This is a genomic window from Streptomyces sp. NPDC093546 (assembly GCF_044765045.1).
GTDB lineage: Bacteria > Actinomycetota > Actinomycetes > Streptomycetales > Streptomycetaceae > Streptomyces.
Genome location: NZ_JBIWJG010000016.1, coordinates 108819 through 131169 on the forward strand (window position 1 = coordinate 108819; position 22351 = coordinate 131169).

At 71.9% G+C, this 22351-nt stretch carries 19 protein-coding genes and 1 pseudogene; 8 read left to right on the forward strand and 12 right to left on the reverse strand.

From position 1 onward, the window contains the following. Window positions 1-249: a hypothetical protein gene (locus ACIRNI_RS27780; RefSeq protein ID WP_403555462.1), complete on the reverse strand. Its 249-nt coding sequence runs from the start codon at window positions 247-249 to the stop codon at window positions 1-3. After that, window positions 246-1193, reverse strand: coding sequence for an SPFH domain-containing protein (locus ACIRNI_RS27785; protein WP_403555464.1), 948 nt, complete (start codon window positions 1191-1193; stop codon window positions 246-248). Before ACIRNI_RS27785 ends, ACIRNI_RS27780 begins: the two co-directional genes overlap by 4 nt. Window positions 1194-1407: 214 nt before the next feature. Between ACIRNI_RS27785 and ACIRNI_RS27790 the strand changes: the two genes are divergently transcribed. Continuing rightward, window positions 1408-3642 (forward strand): transglycosylase domain-containing protein, encoded by a 2235-nt coding sequence (locus tag ACIRNI_RS27790; RefSeq protein WP_403555466.1) that lies wholly within the window; start codon window positions 1408-1410, stop codon window positions 3640-3642. Between the two features lie 78 nt (window positions 3643-3720). Here ACIRNI_RS27790 and ACIRNI_RS27795 read toward each other — a convergent pair whose 3' ends face one another. The 3 genes from ACIRNI_RS27795 to ACIRNI_RS27805 all read right to left on the reverse strand — a co-directional run bounded on the left by ACIRNI_RS27795 (window position 3721) and on the right by ACIRNI_RS27805 (window position 8369). Then, window positions 3721-5973 (reverse strand): SpoIIE family protein phosphatase, encoded by a 2253-nt coding sequence (locus tag ACIRNI_RS27795; protein WP_403555468.1) that lies wholly within the window; start codon window positions 5971-5973, stop codon window positions 3721-3723. A gap of 216 nt (window positions 5974-6189) precedes the next feature. Further along, on the reverse strand, window positions 6190-6882 hold the full coding sequence (locus ACIRNI_RS27800; RefSeq protein ID WP_403555470.1) for a DUF402 domain-containing protein: 693 nt from the start codon (window positions 6880-6882) through the stop codon (window positions 6190-6192). A gap of 83 nt (window positions 6883-6965) precedes the next feature. Next, complete coding sequence (locus ACIRNI_RS27805) at window positions 6966-8369, reverse strand: class II fumarate hydratase (RefSeq protein ID WP_403555472.1); 1404 nt, start codon at window positions 8367-8369, stop codon at window positions 6966-6968. A gap of 105 nt (window positions 8370-8474) precedes the next feature. Here ACIRNI_RS27805 and ACIRNI_RS27810 point away from each other — a divergent pair, with 105 nt between their 5' ends. Next, window positions 8475-10010: a ricin-type beta-trefoil lectin domain protein gene (locus ACIRNI_RS27810; protein WP_403555474.1), complete on the forward strand. Its 1536-nt coding sequence runs from the start codon at window positions 8475-8477 to the stop codon at window positions 10008-10010. Window positions 10011-10077: 67 nt separating this feature from the next. On the opposite strand, the gene ACIRNI_RS27815 is transcribed toward ACIRNI_RS27810, so the two are convergent. After that, on the reverse strand, window positions 10078-11745 hold the full coding sequence (locus ACIRNI_RS27815; protein WP_403555476.1) for a fumarate hydratase: 1668 nt from the start codon (window positions 11743-11745) through the stop codon (window positions 10078-10080). 216 nt (window positions 11746-11961) lie between these two features. Here ACIRNI_RS27815 and ACIRNI_RS27820 point away from each other — a divergent pair. Together ACIRNI_RS27820 and ACIRNI_RS27825 are read left to right on the forward strand one after the other, a co-directional pair. After that, window positions 11962-12375, forward strand: a pseudogene (locus ACIRNI_RS27820) (LiaF domain-containing protein); the annotation flags it as partial. A gap of 158 nt (window positions 12376-12533) precedes the next feature. Continuing rightward, the gene (locus ACIRNI_RS27825) at window positions 12534-12911 is read left to right on the forward strand and encodes a WhiB family transcriptional regulator (RefSeq protein WP_355359266.1); all 378 of its coding nucleotides are present in this window, start codon (window positions 12534-12536) and stop codon (window positions 12909-12911) included. A 120-nt stretch (window positions 12912-13031) separates the two neighbouring features. Here the strand turns inward: ACIRNI_RS27825 and glpX are convergent, their stop codons facing one another. Next, window positions 13032-14063 (reverse strand): class II fructose-bisphosphatase, encoded by a 1032-nt coding sequence (glpX, locus tag ACIRNI_RS27830; RefSeq protein WP_355359269.1) that lies wholly within the window; start codon window positions 14061-14063, stop codon window positions 13032-13034. Between the two features lie 139 nt (window positions 14064-14202). Here glpX and ACIRNI_RS27835 point away from each other — a divergent pair, with 139 nt between their 5' ends. Further along, a complete protein-coding gene (locus ACIRNI_RS27835; RefSeq protein ID WP_403555551.1) occupies window positions 14203-14721 on the forward strand; it encodes a DUF4245 domain-containing protein in 519 nt (172 codons plus the stop codon). A gap of 52 nt (window positions 14722-14773) precedes the next feature. On the opposite strand, the gene ACIRNI_RS27840 is transcribed toward ACIRNI_RS27835, so the two are convergent. The 4 genes from ACIRNI_RS27840 to ACIRNI_RS27855 form a co-directional block, all read right to left on the reverse strand. Beyond that, window positions 14774-15364 carry a malonic semialdehyde reductase gene (locus ACIRNI_RS27840; protein ID WP_403555479.1) on the reverse strand — a complete coding sequence of 197 codons (591 nt, stop codon included), beginning with the start codon at window positions 15362-15364 and terminating at the stop codon, window positions 14774-14776. A 138-nt stretch (window positions 15365-15502) separates the two neighbouring features. After that, complete coding sequence (locus ACIRNI_RS27845) at window positions 15503-15784, reverse strand: exodeoxyribonuclease VII small subunit (protein WP_403555481.1); 282 nt, start codon at window positions 15782-15784, stop codon at window positions 15503-15505. A 10-nt stretch (window positions 15785-15794) separates the two neighbouring features. After that, a complete protein-coding gene (gene xseA / locus ACIRNI_RS27850; protein ID WP_403555483.1) occupies window positions 15795-17024 on the reverse strand; it encodes an exodeoxyribonuclease VII large subunit in 1230 nt (409 codons plus the stop codon). 46 nt (window positions 17025-17070) lie between these two features. Then, window positions 17071-18441, reverse strand: coding sequence for an APC family permease (locus tag ACIRNI_RS27855; protein WP_403555485.1), 1371 nt, complete (start codon window positions 18439-18441; stop codon window positions 17071-17073). A gap of 54 nt (window positions 18442-18495) precedes the next feature. On the opposite strand from ACIRNI_RS27855, the gene ACIRNI_RS27860 reads away from it, so the two are divergent. After that, window positions 18496-19515, forward strand: coding sequence for a 4-hydroxy-3-methylbut-2-enyl diphosphate reductase (locus tag ACIRNI_RS27860; RefSeq protein ID WP_403555487.1), 1020 nt, complete (start codon window positions 18496-18498; stop codon window positions 19513-19515). 39 nt (window positions 19516-19554) lie between these two features. Beyond that, the gene (gene ppgK / locus ACIRNI_RS27865; RefSeq protein ID WP_355367737.1) at window positions 19555-20298 is read left to right on the forward strand and encodes a polyphosphate--glucose phosphotransferase; all 744 of its coding nucleotides are present in this window, start codon (window positions 19555-19557) and stop codon (window positions 20296-20298) included. 45 nt (window positions 20299-20343) lie between these two features. Here ppgK and ACIRNI_RS27870 read toward each other — a convergent pair whose 3' ends face one another. Then, entirely contained in the window at window positions 20344-20982 is a 639-nt protein-coding gene (locus tag ACIRNI_RS27870; RefSeq protein ID WP_403555489.1) for a DUF6542 domain-containing protein, read from the reverse strand. Window positions 20983-21155: 173 nt separating this feature from the next. On the opposite strand from ACIRNI_RS27870, the gene ychF reads away from it, so the two are divergent. Next, window positions 21156-22244 (forward strand): redox-regulated ATPase YchF, encoded by a 1089-nt coding sequence (gene ychF, locus ACIRNI_RS27875; protein WP_403555491.1) that lies wholly within the window; start codon window positions 21156-21158, stop codon window positions 22242-22244. The last annotated feature ends 107 nt before the right edge of the window (window positions 22245-22351 follow it).

Below are 22351 nucleotides of genomic sequence, written 5' to 3' on the forward strand. Positions count from 1 at the left end.
CTACTCGGGCTGAGGCCGCTCGGGCCGCTCCGGCCGCTCGGGCCTCGCCGCCTTCGGGGGCCGGCCCCGGCGGGGGAGCGGGCCGGGGGCGGTCGGCAGGCGGCCCGCGTCGGCGAGGGCCTTGCGGAGCAGGAACTCGATCTGGGCGTTGGCGCTGCGCAGCTCGTCCGCCGCCCAGCGCGCCAGCGCCTCGTGCACCGCCGGGTCCAGGCGGAGCAGTACCTGCTTGCGCGGCGAGCGCTCGGTCACTGGTAGAGCGTGCCCGTGTTCAGCACCGGCTGGGCCGCGCGGTCACCGCACAGCACCACCATCAGGTTCGACACCATCGCCGCCTTCCGTTCCGGGTCGAGCTCCACGATGTCCCGCTCCTCCAGGCGGTCCAGCGCCGCCTCCACCATCCCGACCGCGCCGTCCACGATCTGCCGGCGCGCCGCCACGACGGCGCCCGCCTGCTGGCGCTGGAGCATCGCGGAGGCGATCTCCGGAGCGTACGCCAGATGGGTGAAGCGCGACTCGATGATGTGCACGCCCGCCGCCTGCACCCGCGCCTGCAGCTCGGCGGCGAGCTTCTCGGTGATCTCCTCCGCGTTGCCGCGCAGCGACAGGCCGTCGTCGTCGTGGGCGTCGTACGGGTACTCGATCGCGATGTGCCGTACCGCCGCCTCGGTCTGCGTGGAGACGAACTCCAGGAAGTCGTCCACCTCGAAGGTCGCCTGCGCCGTGTCCTCGACCTTCCACACCACCACGGCGGCGAGCTCGATCGGGTTGCCGTACGCGTCGTTGACCTTCAGGACCGCGGTCTCGTGGTTGCGCACCCGGGTGGAGACCTTCTGGCGCGAGGTGAACGGGTTGACCCAGCGCAGCCCGTCGTCGCGGATCGTGCCCCGGTAGCGGCCGAAGAGCTGCACCACCCGGGCCTCGCCGGGCGCCACCATGTTGAGCCCGCACATGGCGAGGAAGGCCGCGATCCCGACCGCGACGCCGGTGATGATCAGCGCCACCTTCGCGCCGGTCGCGCCGGTCGCCGCGCCCGCGACCACCAGGCAGACGCCCGCCGCCAGGCCCACCAGGCCGAGCAGCAGCGCGAGGCCCCCGCCGATGCTGTGCGCGGCGAACTCCCGGACGTGCGGCTCGGGCATCTCGGGTGCGTCGGGCGCCGCTGCGGTGCCGGGCGCCGGTGTGGTGTCGGACATGGGTGTCCCCCGTTCGTACGGTCTGGCGGTCTAGCAAAGTGATATCACTTTAACCGTTCTCGCAACCGTTCGGCAGCCTGAGGAGTCGGTTCCATTGACACGGGTGCTGATTCTCACGTCCTGAAAAGGCGTGATCCGTTGACGTTTGCCGGTTCTCCCGGTGTTAGTTTGCTGAGCTGCTGATCTGGTCGACGAAGAGCGGAGCGACGAAGCGATGGGCCAAGCGAAAGCCCGCGGGACGAAGAGCGAGGGCGGGGGTATACGCCGCTTCTTCACCTGGAAGAAGCTGCTGGGCACCTTCTTCGGCTTGTGCCTGCTCGTGATGGGCGCCTTCTACGTCCTCTACCTGCTGGTGCCCGTCCCCGACGCCAACGCCATGGCGACCAAGCAGAGCAACGTCTACAAGTTCAGCAACGGCAAGATCTTCGCCCGCACCGGCGAGGTCAACCGCGAGATCGTCGGCCTCGACAAGATCCCCAAGGACGTCCAGTACGCCTTCGTCGCCGCGGAGAACAAGACCTTCTTCGAGGACTCCGGCGTCGACATCAAGGGCACCGCGCGCGGCGTCTTCAACACCCTCACGGGCAAGGGCAAGCAGGGCGGCTCGACGATCACCCAGCAGTACGTCAAGAACTACTACCTCACCCAGGACCCGACGGTCAGCCGCAAGCTCCAGGAGCTGGTGATCTCCCTCAAGGTCGACCAGCGGCTCGACAAGAACGCGATCCTGGCCGGGTACATGAACACCAGCTACTACGGCCGGGGCGCGTACGGCATCCAGGCCGCCGCCCAGGCGTACTACGGCGTCGACGCGAGCGAGCTGAACGTCGCCCAGGGCGCGTACCTCGCCGCCGTCCTCCAGGCGCCCAGCCAGTACGACTGGACCTCGGCGAACGCCACCGGCCGCAAGCTCGTCACCGACCGCTGGAACTACGTCCTGGACAACATGGTCGAGGAGGGCTGGCTCTCCACGTCCGAGCGGACGAAGCAGAGCTTCCCCGAGCCGCGCAAGCCGAAGGCCGCCCCCGGCGCGGAGGGCACCAACGGCTACCTCGTCGAGGCCGCCAACCAGGAGCTCATGCGCCAGGGCATCCCCGAGGCGCAGCTCAAGGCCGGCGGCTGGAGCATCACGCTCAACATCGACGAGAAGCGCCAGAAGGAGCTCGTCGCCGCGGTCGACCACCAGCTGGAGGAGAAGCTCGACCGCAAGGCCGACAAGGCCGACGCCACCGTCCAGGCGGGCGCCACCTCCGTCGACCCGAAGACCGGCCAGGTCGTGGCCCTCTACGGCGGCATCGGCGCCACCGAGCACTGGCTGTCGAACGCCACCCGCCGCGACTACCAGCCCGCCTCGACCTTCAAGCCGGTCGTCCTCGCCTCCGCCCTGGACAACGGGGCGACGACCCAGGACGGCCGGAAGATAGGCCTCGGCACCGTCTACGACGGCACCAGCAAGCGGCCCGTGGAGGGCGGCGACACCCCCTTCGCGCCCGAGAACCTCAACAACCAGAGCTACGGGCCCGTCACCGTGCAGAAGGCCACCAACAGCTCGATCAACTCCGTCTACGCCCAGATGATCGTGGACGTGGGCCCCAAGAAGGTGAAGAAGACCGCGCTGGACCTCGGCATGAAGGACGGCGACGCGTTCATGGAGCAGCCGGCGATGTCGCTGGGCACCATGGGCGCCTCCCCCTGGGACATGGCGGGCGTGTACGCCACCTTCGCCCACCACGGCGAGAAGGTCACCCCGACGATCGTGAAGTCCGCCGAGCACAAGGACCGCAAGGTGGAGCCCGTCGACGCGATCGGCGAGCGGGTGCTGAGCCGCGAGGCCGCCGACACCGTCACCAAGGCCCTGACCGGCGTGGTCTCCAGCGGCTCCGGCGCGAACGCGGCCGGGAACTACCAGGCGGCCGGCAAGACCGGTACGTCGGAGAACAACCGCTCGGCGTGGTTCGTCGGCTACACGCCCGAACTGGTGACGGCCGTCGCCCTCTTCGGCGAGAAGCCCGACGGCACGGGGCAGGTCACGCTGACCGACACCATCAACCCGGGCCGCGCCAACGGCGGCGGCGTTCCCGCCAAGATCTGGCGCGCGTACACCACCGGCGCCCTCGGCGGCGGCTCCGACGCCCGCTTCGACCTGGAGGCCGCCGACACCGTCGTGTCCGAGCCGCAGCCGACGGGCACGCCGACGCCGAGCCCCACGCCGTCCGACGAGCCCAGCGACGACGCGTCCGAGCCCGCCGAGGAGCCGAGCGCGACCGCCACCCCGACCGAGGAGCCCACCGAACCGGCGGGCGACCCGACGCCGACGCGCACGCCGACGACGCCCGGCGTGCCGACCGGCGAGCCGACCGACGGCGCGTCCGGCGGCGACACCGGCGACCCGGGCGGGGACGTCGACGAACCGGCGAAGCCGGGCGACCTGAAGCCGCCCAAGCCGTGACGTGCCGAAGGCCGGGTCCCGTGATCGGGACCCGGCCTTCGCCGTGGCCGTACGCGCGTCAGACCCGCGTCACGCGCGTCAGATCCGCGTCGGCAGCTCGAACCACACCACCTTGCCCGTCGACAGCCGCGTCGCGCCCCACCGCCGGGCCAGCCGGTTCACCAGGAACAGGCCGCGCCCGCCCTCGTCGGTGTCGCGGGCCCGCCGCTGGCGCGGCAGCTGCGGCGAGTCGTCACCGACCTCGCAGCGCAGTACGTCCGTCCGCAGCAGCCGCAGCGTCACCGGCCGCTCCGCGTACCGCACCGCGTTGGTGACCACCTCGCTGACCAGCAGCTCCACGCTGTCCGACAGCTCCCCCAGATTCCAGCGGGCCAGCGCCCGCCGCGCCAGGCGCCGCGCCCGCCCCGGCGCCGCGTCCTCCGGCTCCAGGAACCAGTAGGCGACGTCGCTCGGCGCGATCCCGTCGAAGCGGGCCGCGAGCAGCGCGATGTCGTCGTCCCGGTCGCCGGGCCCGAGCATGTCGAGCACGTCGTCGCAGAGCGCCTCCAGCGGCGGCGGGTGGTCCGGGCCGGTCAGCTGGGCGGTGGCGGCGAGCCGCTCGCGCAGCTGCTCTATCCCCGTCCACACGTCACGCAGCCGCGACTCGACCAGGCCGTCGGTGTACAGCAGCAGCGTCGCCCCGGCGGGGGCGTCCAGCTCCACCGCCTCGAAGTCCACGCCGCCGACGCCGATGGGCGCGCCCGGCGGGACCCGCAGCACCTCGGCCCGCCCGCCGAGGTGGAGCAGGACCGGCGGCGGGTGGCCGGCGTTGGCGATGGTGATGCGGTGCGCTACCGGGTCGTACACCGCGTACAGGCAGGTCGCCATGCGGTTCTCGCCGAGCCGCTGGGCCTGCTCGTCGAGGTGGTGCAGCACCTCCTGCGGCGGCAGGTCCAGCCCGGCGAGGGTCTGCGCGGTGGTGCGCAGCTGGCCCATGATCGCCGCGGACGTCATGGAGTGGCCCATCACGTCGCCGACGACCAGGGCGACCCGGCTGCCGGGCAGCGGGATCGCGTCGTACCAGTCGCCGCCCACCCGGGCCGTCTCGGCGGCCGGCAGGTAGCGGGAGGCGAGCTTCACGCCCGTCGGCTGCGGCAGGTTCTCCGGCAGCATGGTGCGCTGGAGCTCGTCCGCGATGTACGCCTCGCGCCCGTACAGCACCGCCTTGTCGATGCCGAGCGCGGTGTGCGTGGCCAGCTGGGCCGCCACGAGCAGGTCGTTCGGCTCGAAGGCGTGCCGGTCCGGGCGGCGCAGGAAGACCGCCGCGCCGATGACCCGGCGCCGCCCGCGCAGGGGCGCGAGGATCGCGCGGTGGCCCGACGGCACCGAGCGGCCGTCGCCGAGCAGCTCGGGCAGCGCGGCGCGCGCGGCGGCGGAGTCCCCGAAGACGGGCCGCACGCCGCGCAGGACCTCGGCGAGCGCGCCGCCGGGGCGCACCTCGCACAGCTCGGCGGCCGGCCCCAGGTCGAGGTCGGTGTCCGGGGCGATCGACAGCGCGAATTCGGAGTCGTCGTCCGTTAAACGCAGCCGGTCGGTGCGGCGCAGCCGCAGCACGAACGGGTCGACGGGCCGCTCGTCCCCGACGGGCAGCGGGTCGCGGAGGTAGACGAGGATCGCGTCCGAGAACGTGGGCACGGTCGCCCGGCAGAGGCCCAGCACGATCTCGTCGAGGTCTATGCCGCGCGCGATGCGCCGCGTGGCGGCCCCCACGAACCGCAGCCGGTCGCCCTCGCGCCGCGCGGTCCCGACGGGCTCGTGCGCCACCGGCTCGTGGGCGACGGGCTCGCGCACACCCCCGGTCTGTTCGCGGCCGGCGACCGGCTCGCGCCCCGCCGCTTCCCGACCGGCCGGTCCTCGCCCCGTCTGCGCGGGTACGCTCCCGAACCCACCGAGCCCTCCTGCCGCCGCGACCACGCCGCCGCCTCCGTCCCCACGCCCGTCGGCGGGCGCAGCGCCCGCCCGTCGGCCGTTCCCGCCGCTGTCACCGCCGTCGCGCCCCGGCCCGGACGGGGCCGCGGACGCCGCTCTCGCCGCCTGTACGTCGTCGGAGCCGTGCCCGCACCGGCACCCGGGCACCGCGGCGCCGGGGGCCCCGGTCACCGGCGCGTGCTCGCGCCGCGCACCGGCGTCCGGACCGGCATCCGCACCGGCGCCCGCGCCTGCGGAGGGCGCGGCGGGCGCCGCGGGGGGCGCCTCCTGCCGCGTCCGGGTGCGCTCCTGCGGGCGGGCAGCGAGCGGCTGCCTGCCGTCATGGGACGTGGGATGCTCCGTCACGCGTGGGATTCCGTCCATCCGGGCCGGTTGGGCGATGCAATCGCTCTGTCAGGCGCTATACCCGCTCTGAGGGCGGCGTTGACAAGGGGCGGGGTATCCGTGCGCAGATCAGGCACGGCTCCACCCCCTCATGGATGACTTACGGTCAGGTCGTGCTCGGTGCTCAGTCGTTACGGACACGCGGCCTTGCGGAGGACGATCCTACGTTTGACCCCCAGGGGCGCATCAAGGGTCTCACGGAGCCGTCTGCGCCGGGCTGCGGTCCCAGTCCGCCGGCAGCTCCGGAACCGGCCAGCGCGGATCGGGCCGCCACTCCTCCCAGCCGTCCGCGAACGGCGTGCCCCAGGCCCGGATCACCTCGACCGCCGCCCGGCCCGCCTCCCGCACCCGCCGCGCCTGCGCGGGGCCCATCAGGCCGCTCCGCTGCGCCTGCGCGAACTCGTCCTCGTCGCGCCACAGCCACGTACGGTCCGGGTAGACGGAGATGTCCAGGAAGTGGTCCTCGGAGTCGACGCCGCCGGACCACCGCAGGCGCGGCTCCTCCAAGTTGACGTACCAGCTGCGGAACTGCCAGCCGCGCTCCCAGAACAGCCACACCGACCACGGCTCCTCCGGCCGCGCCAGCTTGAGCACGCCGCTGCCCTCCCACCGGGTGCGCGTGGTGGTGCGCGGCGCCGTGTACCGGGTGGCGAGCGGCTCCTCGTGCACCGGAGTGCCGTCGGCGAGGACGGGTTTGACGCACTCGGTGCCGGGCGCCATCCAGACGGCGAGCAGGTCGTCGGTGTCCTGGACGACGGTCACGGGCCGGCAGATGTGGACGCCGTCGCCGCCGTTGTCCCGGTACCGCCACAAGATCCGTGTACCGGGCGCCCAGCGCCCGTCCGCACCCGCTCCCGCCCCGCGTCGTCCCGTCGTCTCGGCTGTCATGTGCAGATATTAGGACCCGGCCCCCGGGCCGCGCTGCGGTGCGGATCACCGCAAGCGGGCCCGGCGGCGTACGAACCAGCAGGTCAGGGCCGGGTCATGCGCAGTACGTCGAGGGCTTCGTCGAGCTGCTGGAGCGTCAGGTCCCCGCGCTCCACGTACCCCGCCTCGAGGACGACCTCGCGGATGGTCTTCCGCTCGGCCAGCGACCTCTTGGCGACCTTCGCGGCCTCCTCGTACCCGATGTACTTGTTGAGCGGGGTGACCACGGACGGCGAGGACTCGGCGTACTCGCGCGCCCGCTCGCGGTTGGCGGTGATGCCGTCGACCGTGCGGTCGGCGAGGAGGCGGGAGGCGTTGGCGAGCAGCCGGACGGACTCCAGGAGGTTCTTGGCGATGACCGGGAGCATGACGTTCAGCTCGAAGTTCCCGGCGGCGCCGGCCACCGCCACGGTCGCGTCGTTCCCCGTCACCTGGGCGGCGACCATCAGGACGGCCTCGGGGATGACCGGGTTGACCTTGCCCGGCATGATCGACGAGCCGGGCTGGAGGTCCGGGAGGTTGATCTCGGCCAGGCCCGTGCGCGGCCCGGACGCCATCCACCGCAGGTCGTTGGCGATCTTCGTGAGGGAGACGGCGATGGTACGGAGCTGACCGGACGTCTCCACCAGCCCGTCGCGCGCGCCCTGCGCTTCGAAGTGGTCGCGGGCCTCGGTCAGCGGCAGCCCGGTGGCGCGGGCGACCTCGGCGATGACGGCGGCGGAGAAGCCGGGCGGGGTGTTGATGCCGGTGCCGACCGCCGTACCGCCCAGCGGCAGCTCGGCGAGGCGGGGGAGCGAGGCGCGCAGCCGCTCCACGCCGTACCGCACCTGGGCCGCGTAGCCGCCGAACTCCTGACCGAGCGTCACCGGCGTCGCGTCCATCAGGTGCGTACGACCGGACTTGACGACGTCGGCGAATTCGGCCGATTTCCGCTCCAGGGCGGCGGCCAGGTGCTCCAGGGCCGGGACGAGGTCGCGGGTGACGGCGGCGGTGGCCGCGATGTGGATGGAAGAGGGGAAGACGTCGTTGGACGACTGGGAGGCGTTGACGTGGTCGTTGGGGTGGACGGCGTCCGGGCGGCCGAGTCGCTCGCCGAGCCGCTCCCCGGCCAGGGTGGCGAGCACTTCGTTCATGTTCATGTTCGAGGAGGTCCCGGAGCCGGTCTGGAAGACGTCGACCGGGAAGTGCTCGTCCCAGCGGCCCTCGGCGACCTCGGCGGCCGCCTCCTGGACGGCGTCCGCGATCTCCTTGTCCAGCACCCCGAGCTCGGCGTTGACCTTGGCGGCGGCGGCCTTGATCCGGGCCAGGGCCTCGATGTGGGCGCGCTCCAGGCGCTGGCCGGAGACGGGGAAGTTCTCCACCGCCCGCTGGGTCTGGGCCCGCCACTTGGCGTGGGCGGGGACCCGCACCTCTCCCATGGAGTCGTGCTCGATCCGGTAGTCCGACATTCCATCACCCTCCTGAAAAAGTTGAGCACTTGTCTGGTTACGCGTATTCCCAACGTGCGTACCGGCCAGTAAAAACCGTGGGTAACCCCACTTCCAGGAGGCGCAATGACGCGCACCAGTCACCGGGTGCGAGGGCCCGTCGCGGCCGTGGCCGCGCTCGCCGCCGCACTCGCCGGGATGACGGCTGTTACGTCACCCGCCAACGCGGCGGCGAAAGCCCCACGTACCACCGCATCCGTACCCCTTCCGCCCGAACTGGAACGGATCCGCGCGGCCGAGGCCACCGCACTGTACGGAAGCCCCGAGGAACGCCCGCTCGCCGAGCGCAAGACCGGCCTGATCTCGCTCGGCGACAGCGAGATATCCGGCGAGGGCGTCGGTACGTACGAACCGCCCACCAACGGCCCCGACAACTGGTGCCACCGCTCGCCCGAGGCGGCCATCCACCGCACCGGCATCCCCGCCGACGTCACGTACAACGTCTCGTGCTCCGGCGCGTCCACCGCCAACATCCGCATCGGCGGCAGCAAGCAGTACGCCGACGAGCTCGTCCAGAGCGACAGCCTCGCCATCAAGGCCCGCAACACCCGCATCAAGATGGTGCTGCTGGTGGCCGGCGCCAACGACGACCTCCAGTTCGGCCCCGTGATGACCGACTGCGTCGTCCGCTACCTCACCCTCCAGGGCCCCTGCGAGCCCAAGTACGCGCCCGGCTGGCAGGCCCGCGTGGACGGCCTGGTCCCCAAGGTCGAGCAGACCCTCCGCGACCTGCGCACCGTGATGCGCGACGCCGGGTACGCCGACGGCGACTACCAGCTCGTGGCGATGGGCTACCCGAGTCCGATCGGCCCCGACTTCTACGACAACCCGAACTTCAGCACCAAGATCGCCTGCGGCGGCCTCGGCTACGACTCCGACACCGTCTGGGGCCGCAACACCGCCGTCCCCGCCTTCGAACGCGGCATGCGGCGCGCCGCGGCGAACACCGGAGCCGTCTACCTCGACAACTCGCGGCTCTTCCACGGCCACGAGGTCTGCATGGACAGCGCCTGGGCGCGCGGGCTCTACATCGACCTCTCCAAGCCCGGCCTGCCGGACGAGAACTCCGTCCGCCAGTCCTTCCACCCCAACGCCGCCGGCCACGCCGCCTTCGCCTCCTGCCTGACGCAGCTCTACCAGGCGGGCGCGGGCGTACGGGAGGCGAGCTGCGCGGACCCGGCCTCCACGGGCAAGCCGGAGCTGGTGCCGGGCGCCTGGGACGACAAGTTCGCGCCACTGCGGGGTGAGGCGACCGGCACCTGTGTGGACGTCAGCGCCTCCGTCACCCGCAACGGCACCGCGGTCGGCGGCTGGGACTGCCACGGCGGCCGCAACCAGAACTGGTGGTACGACGCCACGCACAAGTCGCTGCGTACGGAGCTGACGCACGACCGCTGCCTGGACGTCCCCGGCGCCGCGTACACCGCCGGCAAGGCCCTGATCCTGTGGAACTGCTCCGGCGCGGCCAACCAGCGCTTCGTCCGCCAGTCCGGGACCCTGCGCCCGGAGGCGGCGCCGTCCCTGTGCGTGACGCTGGGCGCGGCGAAGGACCCGCTGAAGCTCCAGCCGTGCGACGGCTCGGCGAAGCAGCGGTTCGCGTAACCGCTACGGACGCGGACGGGCCCGGCCACCGCGAAGGTGGCCGGGCCCTGCGTACGGGGTCCGCGTGCTACGCGAGGCCCGGGCCGCGCACCGGGATCGACGTGAACGTCGGCGCGGGCGCCGGGTCCTGGAAGAAGTCGTTGCCCTTGTCGTCCACCACGATGAACGCCGGGAAGTCCTCGACCTCGATCTTCCAGACCGCCTCCATGCCGAGCTCCTCGTACTCGACGACCTCGACCTTCTTGATGCAATCCTGCGCGAGGCGCGCCGCCGGGCCGCCGATGGAGCCCAGGTAGAAGCCGCCGTGCGCGTGGCAGGCGTCCGTGACCTGCTTCGAGCGGTTGCCCTTGGCCAGCATGACCTTGGAGCCGCCCGCCGCCTGGAACTGCTCCACGTAGGAGTCCATGCGGCCGGCCGTGGTCGGGCCGAAGGAACCGGAGGCGTACCCCTCGGGCGTCTTCGCCGGACCGGCGTAGTACACCGGGTGGTCCTTCAGGTACTGCGGCATCTCCTCGCCCGCGTCCAGCCGCTCCTTGATCTTGGCGTGCGCGATGTCGCGCGCCACGACCAGCGGGCCGGTCAGCGAGAGCCGGGTCTTGACCGGGTACTTGGTCAGCTCGGCGAGGATGTCGTCCATCGGCTGGTTGAGGTCGATCTTGACGACGTCGCCGTCCTCGGCGAGCTGCTCGTCCGTCGTGTCCGGCAGGAAGCGCGCCGGGTCGGTCTCCAGCTGCTCCAGGAAGACGCCCTCCGCCGTGATCTTGGCGACGGCCTGGCGGTCGGCCGAGCAGGAGACGGCGATGGCGACCGGGCAGGACGCGCCGTGCCGGGGCAGGCGGACCACGCGCACGTCGTGGCAGAAGTACTTGCCGCCGAACTGCGCGCCGATGCCGATCTTCTGCGTCAGCTCGAAGACCTTCTCCTCCAGCTCCTTGTCACGGAAGCCGTGCCCGAGGACCGAGCCCTCCTCCGGCAGCTCGTCGAGGTAGTGCGCGGAGGCGTACTTCGCGGTCTTCAGGGCGTACTCGGCGGAGGTGCCGCCGACGACGATCGCGAGGTGGTACGGCGGGCACGCGGCGGTGCCCAGGGAGCGGATCTTCTCCTCCAGGAACTTCATCATGGAGGCCTCGTTGAGGACCGCCTTCGTCTCCTGGTAGAGGAACGACTTGTTGGCCGAGCCGCCGCCCTTCGCCATGAACAGGAACTTGTACGCGCCGCCGTCCGTCGCGTACAGCTCGATCTGGGCGGGGAGGTTGGAGCCGGTGTTCTTCTCCTCCCACATGGTGAGCGGAGCCATCTGCGAGTAGCGCAGGTTCAGGTTCTTGTACGCGTCGTAGATGCCGCGCGACAGGGCCTTCTCGTCCTCACCTTCGGTGAGGACGTTCTGCCCGCGCTTGCCCATGACGATCGCCGTGCCCGTGTCCTGGCACATGGGCAGGACGCCGGCGGCCGCGATGTTGGCGTTCTTGAGGAGGTCGAGCGCGACGAACTTGTCGTTGCTCGACGCCTCCGGGTCGTCGATGATCTTGCGCAGCTGCGCGAGGTGCGCGGGGCGCAGGTAGTGCTGGATGTCGTGGATCGCCTCTTCGGCGAGCTTGCGCAGCGCCTCCGGCTCCACCTTGAGGAACGTACGGCCGTCGGCCTCGAAGGTGGAGACACCCTCGGAGGTCACCAGGCGGTACGGCGTGGTGTCCTCTCCCAGGGGGAGCAGATCGGAGTACGCAAACTCTGGCATGACGGAGGCCATTCCTCACTCGGCGGACAGCGGCGCCGCCCCCATTGGCAGCGCGCCCACAAGCGTAGAACGCCCCGAGCCGCCCGAACCTGTGAGGTAAGGCTCAGTTGCCGGAGTCGATTGCGCCGGTTCGGCACGTCGACCCCCTAGTCGCGATGTATCGCGACTGGCTAGGCTGGTCCCGTGGACCCCGAGAAACAGGACGCGTACGCCCACGCCCACGGCCCCGAGGCCGATGCCGAGCCTGCCGAGAAGCTGGTCGCGGTCTTCACCGGCTCCAACCGCACGGGCTGCCGGCGCGTGGGGCGCCGGACCCACGCCTTCTCGCTGTTCGGCACCCTCGAGATCGACCTCACCGAGGCGCTCTTCACCCAGCGGCTCACCACCCTCGACGTCACCGCCGTCTTCGGCGCCGTCGAGATCCGCGTCCCCGAGAACATCACCCTGCGCGGCAGCGGCACGGGCGTCTTCGGCACCTTCGACGTGACCGCCCTGGAAGCCATCGACCCCGAGGCCCCGGTCGTCGTCGTCAACGGCTCCGCGGTCTTCGGCACCGTCGAGGCCCGCCCCCGGCGCGGCAAGCGGATCGCCGACCTGCGCGACCGGACGCGCCGGCACTCCGGCACCTGACGGCCCGGCGGCCCGCTCCAACCCGCCTTGGGGCGGCTTTCGGCCGACCGGAATCCCACCTGCCGGACCGGAGCGCCACGCACGGCATAGGCGCGCGTACAACGGGTAAGCCTTGCTGCATCGTCTCTCGCTCGCGAAGCCGTCGTCAGGAGTAGACCGTGCTGCAACTGCCGCATCAGCCCCTCCAGGTCGCCGCCGTCCCTGCCCCGCGCCTTCCCGCGCGAGAGGACCAGGCCGGGCCGTGGCACACCGAGGCGGTGTGCCGCCGGGACGAAGCAGGACTGTTCTTCGCCCCGTCCAAAGAGCCCACGGCCGCCCGGCTGGCCCGTGAGGAGGCCGCAAAGCGGGTCTGCGCGCGCTGCCCGGTGATGGTCGAATGCCGGGAGCACGCGCTGCTCCAGCCCGAGCCGTACGGCGTGTGGGGCGGCCTGACCGCGGCCGAGCGCCGCGTCGTCCTGGCCCGGCGCAGGCGCCGAGAGGTCGAACTCAAGAAGGCGGCGGCCTCGACGGGCCGGCAGATCGCCGCCGCGGGCTGACGGCCACTGTCCCGGCAGCCGCTCTCCTGGCAGCCACCGTCCTGACGGCCACCGCCCGGCCCGTACGGGAAGGGGCGCTCCCACCGCACATGGGGGCGCCCCTTTTCGTGCCTTCGGGTCCTACTTGGCCCGGTCGAAGTCGATCTGGCTGTACGCGCGCAGCTTGGACAGCCGGTGCGTCGAGTCGATCTGGCGGATCGTGCCCGACTTCGAGCGCATGACCAGCGACGAGGTCGTCGCCGTCTCGGCGCGGTAGCGCACGCCGCGCAGCAGCTCGCCGTCGGTGATGCCGGTGGCGACGAAGAAGACGTTGTCGCCGCTGACCAGGTCGTTGGTGGACAGGACGCGGTCCAGGTCGTGGCCGGCGTCGAGCGCGCGCTGCCGCTCCTCGTCGTCCTTCGGCCACAGCTTGCCCTGGATCACACCGCCGAGGCACTTGATCGCGCAGGCGCTGATGATGCCCTCGGGGGTGCCGCCGATGCCCATGAGCATGTCGACGCCGGTGCCTTCGCGTACGGCCATGATCGAGCCGGCCACGTCGCCGTCCGAGATGAACTTGATGCGCGCGCCCGTCTCGCGGATCTCCTTGATGATGCCCTCGTGGCGGGGGCGGTCCAGGATGACGACCGTGACGTCCTCGGGGGAGGAGTGCTTGGCCTTGGCGACGCGGCGGATGTTCACGGACACCGGGGCGTTGATGTCGACGTAGTCGGCCGCCTCCGGGCCGGTGACGAGCTTGTCCATGTAGAAGACCGCGGACGGGTCGAACATGGTGCCGCGGTCGGCGGCCGCCAGGACGGCGATGGCGTTGGGCATGCCCTTCGCGGTGAGCGTGGTCCCGTCGATCGGGTCCACGGCGATGTCGCACTCGGCGCCGGTCCCGTCGCCGATGCGCTCGCCGTTGAACAGCATCGGGGCTTCGTCCTTCTCGCCCTCGCCGATGACGACCACGCCGTTCATCGACACGGTGGAGACGAGGGTGCGCATGGCCCGCACCGCCGCGCCGTCGGCGCCGTTCTTGTCCCCGCGGCCGACCCAGCGACCGGCGGCCATCGCGGCGGCCTCGGTGACCCGGACCAGCTCCAGGGCGAGGTTGCGGTCGGGAGCCTCGGGAGAGACCTCGAGCTCGGACGGCAGATGATTGTCGGTCATCGGTACGCACCTTTCTGTACGGCGACGGCCGCAAGTGGTGAAGAGGGTGCTGCGACTCTATCGGTAGGTCGACATATTGAGCAGAGGGGCCCACGTATGAGCAGGCCACGCTGATGCGACCATAGGGGGCGTGGCAGGTATGCGAGGCAACCGGACAGTACGCGGAATGTTCCAGTCGATGGCGGTCATCTGTGCCGCCGCCGGCGTGATCTATTTCTTCATCCCGCACGACGAGAACGCGGACCCGATCAAGCCGGTGGACTACCGCGTCGAGCTGGTGACGGCCCAGCGTGCCGCCCCGTACACCGTGCTGGCGCCGCAGGGCCTCGCCAAGGGGTGGACGCCGACCTCGGTCTCGTACGAGCGCGCGGACGGCGACGCCTGGCACCTCGGTTTCCTGTCGCCGGACCGGCAGTACGTGGCGGTGGAGCAGTCGACGGCGCGGCCGGAGAAGTACATCGCCGAGGTGAGCCACGACGCGCGGGACACGGGCCGTACGCAGCAGGTCGCCGGGCAGGCGTGGCAGCGCTGGGAAGGGCCGAAGTACGACGCCCTGGTGCGGCGCGACAAGGGTGTCACGACGGTGGTGACGGGCACGGCGTCGTACGAGCGGCTGGCGGAGATGGCGGCGGCGCTGACCGCGCCGAAGAAGGCGTGAACGCCTGTGGGCCCCGAGCGCACCGCGCTCGGGGCCCACAGGCCGGACCGGATCAGACGGTCTTGACGACCTCGTCGTAGGCGAGGCGCGGGCTGCGCGGGAACCACGCGTCGTCGCCCGGCTTGCCGATGTTGACCACCATCAGCGGGGTGTGGTCGTCGTCCAGGAACTCCTTCTGGACGCCCGCGAAGTCGAAGCCCGTCATCGGGCCGGCGGCCAGCCCCGCGGCGCGGACGCCGACGATGAAGTACGCGGCCTGGAGGGCGGCGTTCAGGGCGGCGGACTGCTCGCGGACCGGGCGCTCCGCGAAGAACATGTCCTTGGCCTGCGGGAAGTGCGGCAGCAGCTGCGGGAGCTCCTCGTGGAACTCGTTGTCGGCGGCGAGGATCGCGACCAGCGGGGCGGCGGCGGTCTTGGCCTGGTTACCCTCGGCCATGTGCTTCACCAGGCGCTCGCGGGCCTCGGCGGAGCGGACCAGGACGACGCGCAGGGGGGTCTGGTTGAAGGCGGTGGGGCCGTACTTCACCAGGTCGTAGATCGCCTGCACCTGCTCCTCGGTCACCGGCTCGTCGGTGAAGGTGTTGGCCGTCCGGGCCTCGCGGAAGAGGAGGTCCTGGGCGGCGGCGTCGAGAACGAGGGACATGCTGGTGCCTTTCGTCATACGGGTATCAGGCGATGTCACGACAGTACGCCGGAGATGTATTAACTTTCAACTAAATCCGGCTCCGAGTGATCCATGTCACCGGGGTCGGCTGCCCAACCCGTCCTCTGCGGTCGGTCCTCAGCGGTCGTCGCGCTCCGGGCGCTGCTGCTCCGCCAGCGCGGCGTCCAGGCGGGCTCGGGCGCCCTCCAGCCAGTGGCGGCACACCTTGGCCAGCTCCTCGCCCCGCTCCCACAGCGCCAGCGACTCCTCGAGCGTCGTGCCGCCCGCCTCCAGGCGGCGTACGACCTCGATCAGCTCGTCGCGCGCCTGCTCGTAACCGATCGCCGCCTCGGTCGCGCCCGCGCCGGGGTCTGTGCCGGGGGCCGTGCCGGTGTCCGTGTCCGTCGTGTTGGCTGCCATGCGCACCACCCTAAGCGCCGGGTACGACACCGTCGGCGGTCACGCGCACGGCGAACTCGCCCTCCGCCACCCGCGCCCGGAGCTCCTCCTCCGGCGCGACCTCCTCCGGCGAGCGCACCACCCCGCCGTCCGCGCGCTGGAGCACGGCGTACCCCCGCTCCAGGGTCGCCGCCGGCGAGAGCGCCACCACGCGCGCGCGGGTGTGCGACAGCTCCGAGTCGGCCCGGTCCAGCAGGTGCCCCAGCACCCGGCGGCTGCGCGCGACCAGGGCGTCGACCTCCGCCTCCCGCTCGTCCACCATCCGCTGGGGGTGCTCCATCACCGGCCGGTGCAGCGCGTGCGCCAGGCCCCGCTCCTCGCGGTCGATGAGGCCCCGCACGGTCCGCAGGGCGCGGTCCCGCAGCGCGCGCACGCGCTCCAGCTCCTCGCCGACGTCCGGCACGACTTTCTTGGCGGCGTCCGTCGGCGTGGACGCCCGCAGGTCCGCGACCAGGTCCAGCAGGGGCGAGTCCGGCTCGTGCCCGATCGCCGACACCACCGGCGTACGGCACGCGGCGACCGCCCGTACGAGCTGCTCGTCCGAGAACGGCAGCAGGTCCTCCACACTGCCGCCGCCGCGCGCGACGACGATCACGTCGACGTCCGTCAGCTCGTCCAGCTCCTTGACCGCCTGCACAACCTGCGGCACCGCGTGCACGCCCTGCACGGCGACGTTCCGCACCTCGAAGCGGACCGCCGGCCACCGCCGCCGCGCGACCTCCAGCACGTCCCGCTCGGCCGCCGAGGCCCGGCCGCAGACCAGCCCGATCAGCTGCGGCAGGAACGGCAGCGGCTTCTTCCGCTCCGCCGCGAACAGCCCCTCCGCCCCCAGGGACCGCTTCAGCATCTCCAGCCGCGCGAGCAGCTCCCCGATCCCGACGGGCCTTATCTCCGCCGCCCGTAGCGACAGCTGCCCCCGCGGCGCGTACCACTCCGGCTTCGCGTGCACGACGACGCGCGCGCCCTCGGCGACGACGTCCGCGACCGCGTCGAACACCTGCCGGTAGCAGGTCACGCTCACGGAGATGTCGTACGACGGGTCGCGCAGGGTCATGAACACGACCCCGGCGCCCGGTCGCCGCGACAACTGCGTGATCTGCCCCTCGACCCACACGGCGCCGAGCCGGTCGATCCACCCCCCGATGAGCCGCGACACCTCACCGACGGGCAGCGGAGCTTCGGCAGACGTATTCAGAGCCATGCGAGCGAGCGTACGCGCCCGCACCGACACCGCCGCGGCCCCGCAGTCACCCGCTGTGGCCCCGCCGCCCCCACTGCACCGCCAGCACCACCAACCCCACCGCCAGCCACAGGGACCCCACCACCAGCGCCGACGTCGCCGCCTCCGCGATCACCGCCATCAGGATCGCCCCGCCGACCACTGGCAGGACCACGTGTTTCAGCCAATGCGGCGGCTGCCCCGCACCGCCCCTCCGCACCGCGAACCACCCCACCACGCTCGCGTGCAGCAGCACGAACGCCGTCAGCGCCCCGATGTTCACCACCGACACCAGGTGGTCCATCCCGTCGTCCCGCCGCGCCGCCCACACCGCCGCCACCAGCGTGACCACGGCCGCCACCCCCAGCGCCACCCGCGGCACCCCGCCGTCCGTACGCGCCAGCACCCGTGACAGGCGCCGGTCGCGGGCCATCGCGAAGAGCAGCCGGCCCGCCGCCGCCTGCCCCGCGAGCGCCGCGAAGGCCGCGCCGATCGCCTTGCTCGTCGCCACCAGGTCGTGCAGCCAGCCGCCCACCGACGCCTGCACGGCGTCGTAGAACGCCGACCCCTGCCGCCCGGGCTCCGCCGCCAGCCGCGCCGACGGCACCGGTTCCAGCAGCGCCACCAGGTACGTCTGCGCCACGAACAGCACACCCGCCAGCGCCAGGCAGAACAGCAGCGCACGCGCCACCCTCGCCGAGCCCCCGACCGCCTCCTCCGCGAACGACGCGATCGCGTCGAAGCCCAGGTACGACAGCACCGCCACGGACACCGCCCCCAGCACCGCCGCCATCGAGAACCCCGCGTCACCCGTCAGCGGCGACAGCCAGCCGCGCCGCGCCCCGTCCCGTACGAGCACCACTACCGCCGACACCACGAACACACCCAGCACCGCGATCTCCATCGCCAGCACGGCGAGGCCGACGCGCGCGGCCGCCCGTACCCCCCACAGGTTGAGCAGCGTCGTGATCACCACGGCGAGCGCCGTCCACACCCACCGGTTCACGGATGGCACCAGCGCCTCCATCGCGATGCCCGCGAAGAGGTACGCGACCGCCGGGATCAGCACGTAGTCCAGCGTCGCCATCCACCCGGCGACGAACCCCGGCCCTTCCCCCAGTCCCTTGCGCGCGTACGCGAAGACCGACCCCGCCTGCGGCGCGACCCGCACCATCTGGGCGTAACTGAAGGCGGTGAACGCCATCGCGACCGTCGCCACGACGTAGACCAGCGCGACCGCCCCGTGCGACTTCGCGTCCAGGGTGCCGAACACGCCGACCGGCGCCATGGGCGCGATGAACAGCAGCCCGTAGACCACGAGGTCCCGGAATCCGAGCGTCCGCCGCAGCCCGTCCCCGCCGTGCCGCGGCTCCGCCTCCTGCGCACTGGTGCCGACCATGCCACCCAGTCTCCGTACGCGGCCGATCATGCGCCTGTCCGACGCGCCCTTACGATGGGACGCATGACTGCTGCTACGCCTGCCGCCCGCCGCGTCCTCCTCGCCGCCCCCCGCGGCTACTGCGCGGGCGTGGACCGCGCCGTGATCGCCGTCGAGAAGGCCCTGGAGCAGTACGGAGCGCCGATCTACGTACGGCACGAGATCGTGCACAACAAGTACGTGGTCCAGACCCTGGAGAAGAAGGGCGCCATCTTCGTCGAGAAGACGGAGGAGGTCCCGCCCGGCTCGATCGTGATGTTCTCGGCGCACGGCGTGGCCCCCGTCGTCCACGACGAGGCGGCCGCCGGCAAGCTCGCCACCATCGACGCGACCTGCCCGCTGGTCACCAAGGTCCACAAGGAGGCCATCCGGTACGCGCAGGAGGACTTCGACATCCTCCTCATCGGCCACGAGGGCCACGAGGAGGTCATCGGCACGTCCGGCGAGGCGCCCGACCACATCACGCTGGTCGACGGCCCGGGCGACGTCGAGAAGGTCGAGGTCCGCGACCCGTCGAAGGTCGTCTGGCTCTCCCAGACCACCCTCTCCGTCGACGAGACGATGGAGACGGTGGACGCCCTGAAGGAGAAGTTCCCGCTGCTCGTCTCCCCGCCGAGTGACGACATCTGCTACGCGACGCAGAACCGCCAGCTCGCCGTCAAGCAGATGGGTGCCGAGGCGGACCTCGTCATCGTCGTCGGCTCCAAGAACTCCTCGAACTCCGTCCGCCTCGTCGAGGTCGCCCTCGGCGCGGGCGCGAAGGACGCCCACCTCGTGGACTTCGCCGACGAGATCGACGAGGCCTGGCTGGAGGGCGTCGCGACGGTCGGCGTCACCTCGGGCGCGTCCGTCCCGGACGTCCTGGTCGAGGGCGTCCTGGAGTGGCTGGCGCAGCGCGGCTTCGAGGACGTCGAGATCGTGAAGGCCGCCGAGGAGTCGATCACCTTCTCGCTGCCGAAGGAGCTGCGGCGCGACCTGCGCGCCGAGGCCGCGGCGCTGGTGGCGCAGGCGGAGGCGCGCGCCGAAAAGCAGTGATTTGGTGACGTGTCGGTGCCGCCCCGTAACGTTGAGTCCATGAACGTCTTCGGAGTGGACATCGGCGGGTCCGGGATCAAGGGCGCTCCCGTGGACCTGGAGCGCGGCGATCTGACAGAGGCCCGCCACAAAGTACTGACCCCGCAGCCCGCGACACCCGACGATGTCGCGGGCTGCGTCGCGGAGGTCGTCGCCCACTTCGGGTGGTCGGGCCCGGTCGGCGTCACCTTTCCCGGCGTCGTCACCGGCTCGACGATCCGTACGGCGGCGAACGTCGACAAGGGCTGGATCGACGTCGACGCCGCGGCGCTCATCCGCGACCGGCTGGACGGCTCCCCGCCCGTCACGGTGCTCAACGACGCCGACGCCGCCGGTGTCGCCGAGATGACCTTCGGGGCCGGGCGCGGCCGCAAGGGCACGGTGATCGTGCTGACCCTCGGCACGGGCATCGGCAGCGCGGTCTTCACGGACGGACACCTGGTGCCCAACACCGAACTGGGCCACCTGGAGCTGGACGGCCACGAGGCGGAGAAGCGCGCCTCCACGAAGGTGAAGGACGACAAGGACCTGAGCTGGGAGGAATGGGCGCACCGGGTGCAGAAGTACCTGGCGCACGTGGAGATGCTGTTCTCGCCCGAGCTCTTCATCCTGGGCGGCGGCGTCAGCCGCAAGGCGGAGAAGTTCCTGCCGCTGATCAAGCACGTCCGGGCGGAAGTGGTACCGGCCCAGCTGCAGAACAACGCGGGCATCGTCGGCGCGGCGATGGCGGCGGCACGGCACTGAGGCGCTCGTGGCGCGCGGCGCGGGCGGGAGGGGCCCGCGCCGGCGCTATGGCGTCGTACGGCGCTGCGCCATGCGCGCGGCGGCGGCGCGCTGGCGCCGGCCCATCTCGCGCACCTTGCGTACGCAGGTGATGAGGCCCGCGACCAGCGTGCCGCCGTACAGCCAGCCGGCGTGGACGGCGAGTGCGGTGACCACGGCCATGGTCCGGCCGCCGACGCCCCCGACGCCGCCCGCGATCGGTACGACCCCGACGGCGAAGGCGATCGGCACGCTGATCGGCGCCGTGACCAGGTCCGCTTCCCGTACCCACAGCGCGGTGAGCGCGCTGACGGGCAGGAAGAGGAGCCCGTACACCACTGGCGACCCGTCGAACAGCAGCCAGTCGAGGCAGCCGACGACGAACATGGCGCCGGCGGCGAAGAGCCCCGCGCCGAGCCCGGTCAGCCGCGGCCGGGGCAGCCGCCGCAGCGCGAGGACGAGGGGCGGCACCGGCCGGCGCCCGGTCCGGCGCACCGGCCCGCCGCGCGGCCGCTCCGGCCGGGCACCGGGGCCGGGCCGTGGGCCCCGCCGTACCACCGTGCGGGGCGGGCCCTCGACGAGGGCGCCCTGGGGCGGCGGGGCGACCGGGGGGCGCTGGCGCGGCCGCTGCCGGCGCCGAGGGGGACTGTTCCGTTGCTGCTCCACCTGGACAACGTAGGTCGCGAGCGGGCAGGAATCAGGCATCGGACACGCCGTTTATACGACCTTGGCCGAGAGTTCGCCCGGGAGACGCCCCCGGCGGCCGTCGTCGGCCGCCCCGCCACGCCCGTAAACTGGGGGGTCGGCCCACCATCCACACTTCTAGGGAAGTCGCCAACGTGTCGCTCACGATCGGAATCGTCGGCCTGCCGAATGTCGGCAAGTCGACCCTGTTCAACGCCCTGACCAAGAACGACGTGCTGGCGGCCAACTACCCGTTCGCCACCATCGAGCCCAACGTCGGCGTCGTCGGCGTCCCGGACGCCCGCCTCACCAAGCTCGCCGAGATCTTCAACTCGCAGCGCGTCCTCCCGGCCACGGTCGACTTCGTCGACATCGCGGGCATCGTGCGCGGCGCGAGCGAGGGCGAGGGCCTGGGCAACAAGTTCCTGGCGAACATCCGCGAGTCCGACGCGATCTGCCAGGTCATCCGCGCCTTCAAGGACGAGAACGTCGTCCACGTCGACGGCAAGGTCTCGCCGAAGGACGACATCGAGACGATCAACACCGAGCTGATCCTCGCCGACCTCCAGACGATCGAGAAGGTCCTGCCGCGCCTCCAGAAGGAGTCCCGGATCAAGAAGGACGTCGCCCCCAAGGTGGCGGCGGTCGAGGCGGCCCAGGAGATCCTGGAGAAGGGCGACACGCTCTTCTCCCACGGCATCGTCCAGGGCTCCGAGAAGGCCGAGCTCCTCCACGACCTGCACCTCCTGACCACCAAGCCGTTCCTGTACGTCTTCAACGTCGACGAGGACGAGCTGGTCGACGAGACGTTCAAGGACGAGCAGCGCGCCCTGGTCGCCCCGGCCGAGGCGATCTTCCTCAATGCCAAGCTGGAGGCGGACCTCGCCGAGCTCGACGAGGAGGACGCCATGGAGCTCCTCCAGTCGGTCGGCGCCGAGGAGCCCGGCCTGGCGACCCTCGCCCGCGTCGGCTTCGACACCCTGGGCCTCCAGACCTACCTCACGGCGGGCCCGAAGGAGTCCCGCGCCTGGACCATCAAGAAGGGCGCGACGGCCCCCGAGGCGGCCGGTGTGATCCACACCGACTTCCAGAAGGGCTTCATCAAGGCCGAGGTCATCTCCTTCGACGACCTGGTCGCCACCGGCTCGGTCGCCGAGGCCCGCGCGGCGGGCAAGGCCCGCATGGAGGGCAAGGAGTACGTGATGCAGGACGGGGACGTGGTGGAGTTCCGCTTCAACGTGTAATCGGCCTTTTACTGCACGCTAGGCGATTCGTCAAGCGGGCAGGTCAGAAGGGGTCGACTCCTCCGGGAGTCGACCCCTTCGTCGTCACGGTGCTGGATGGGTGCTGG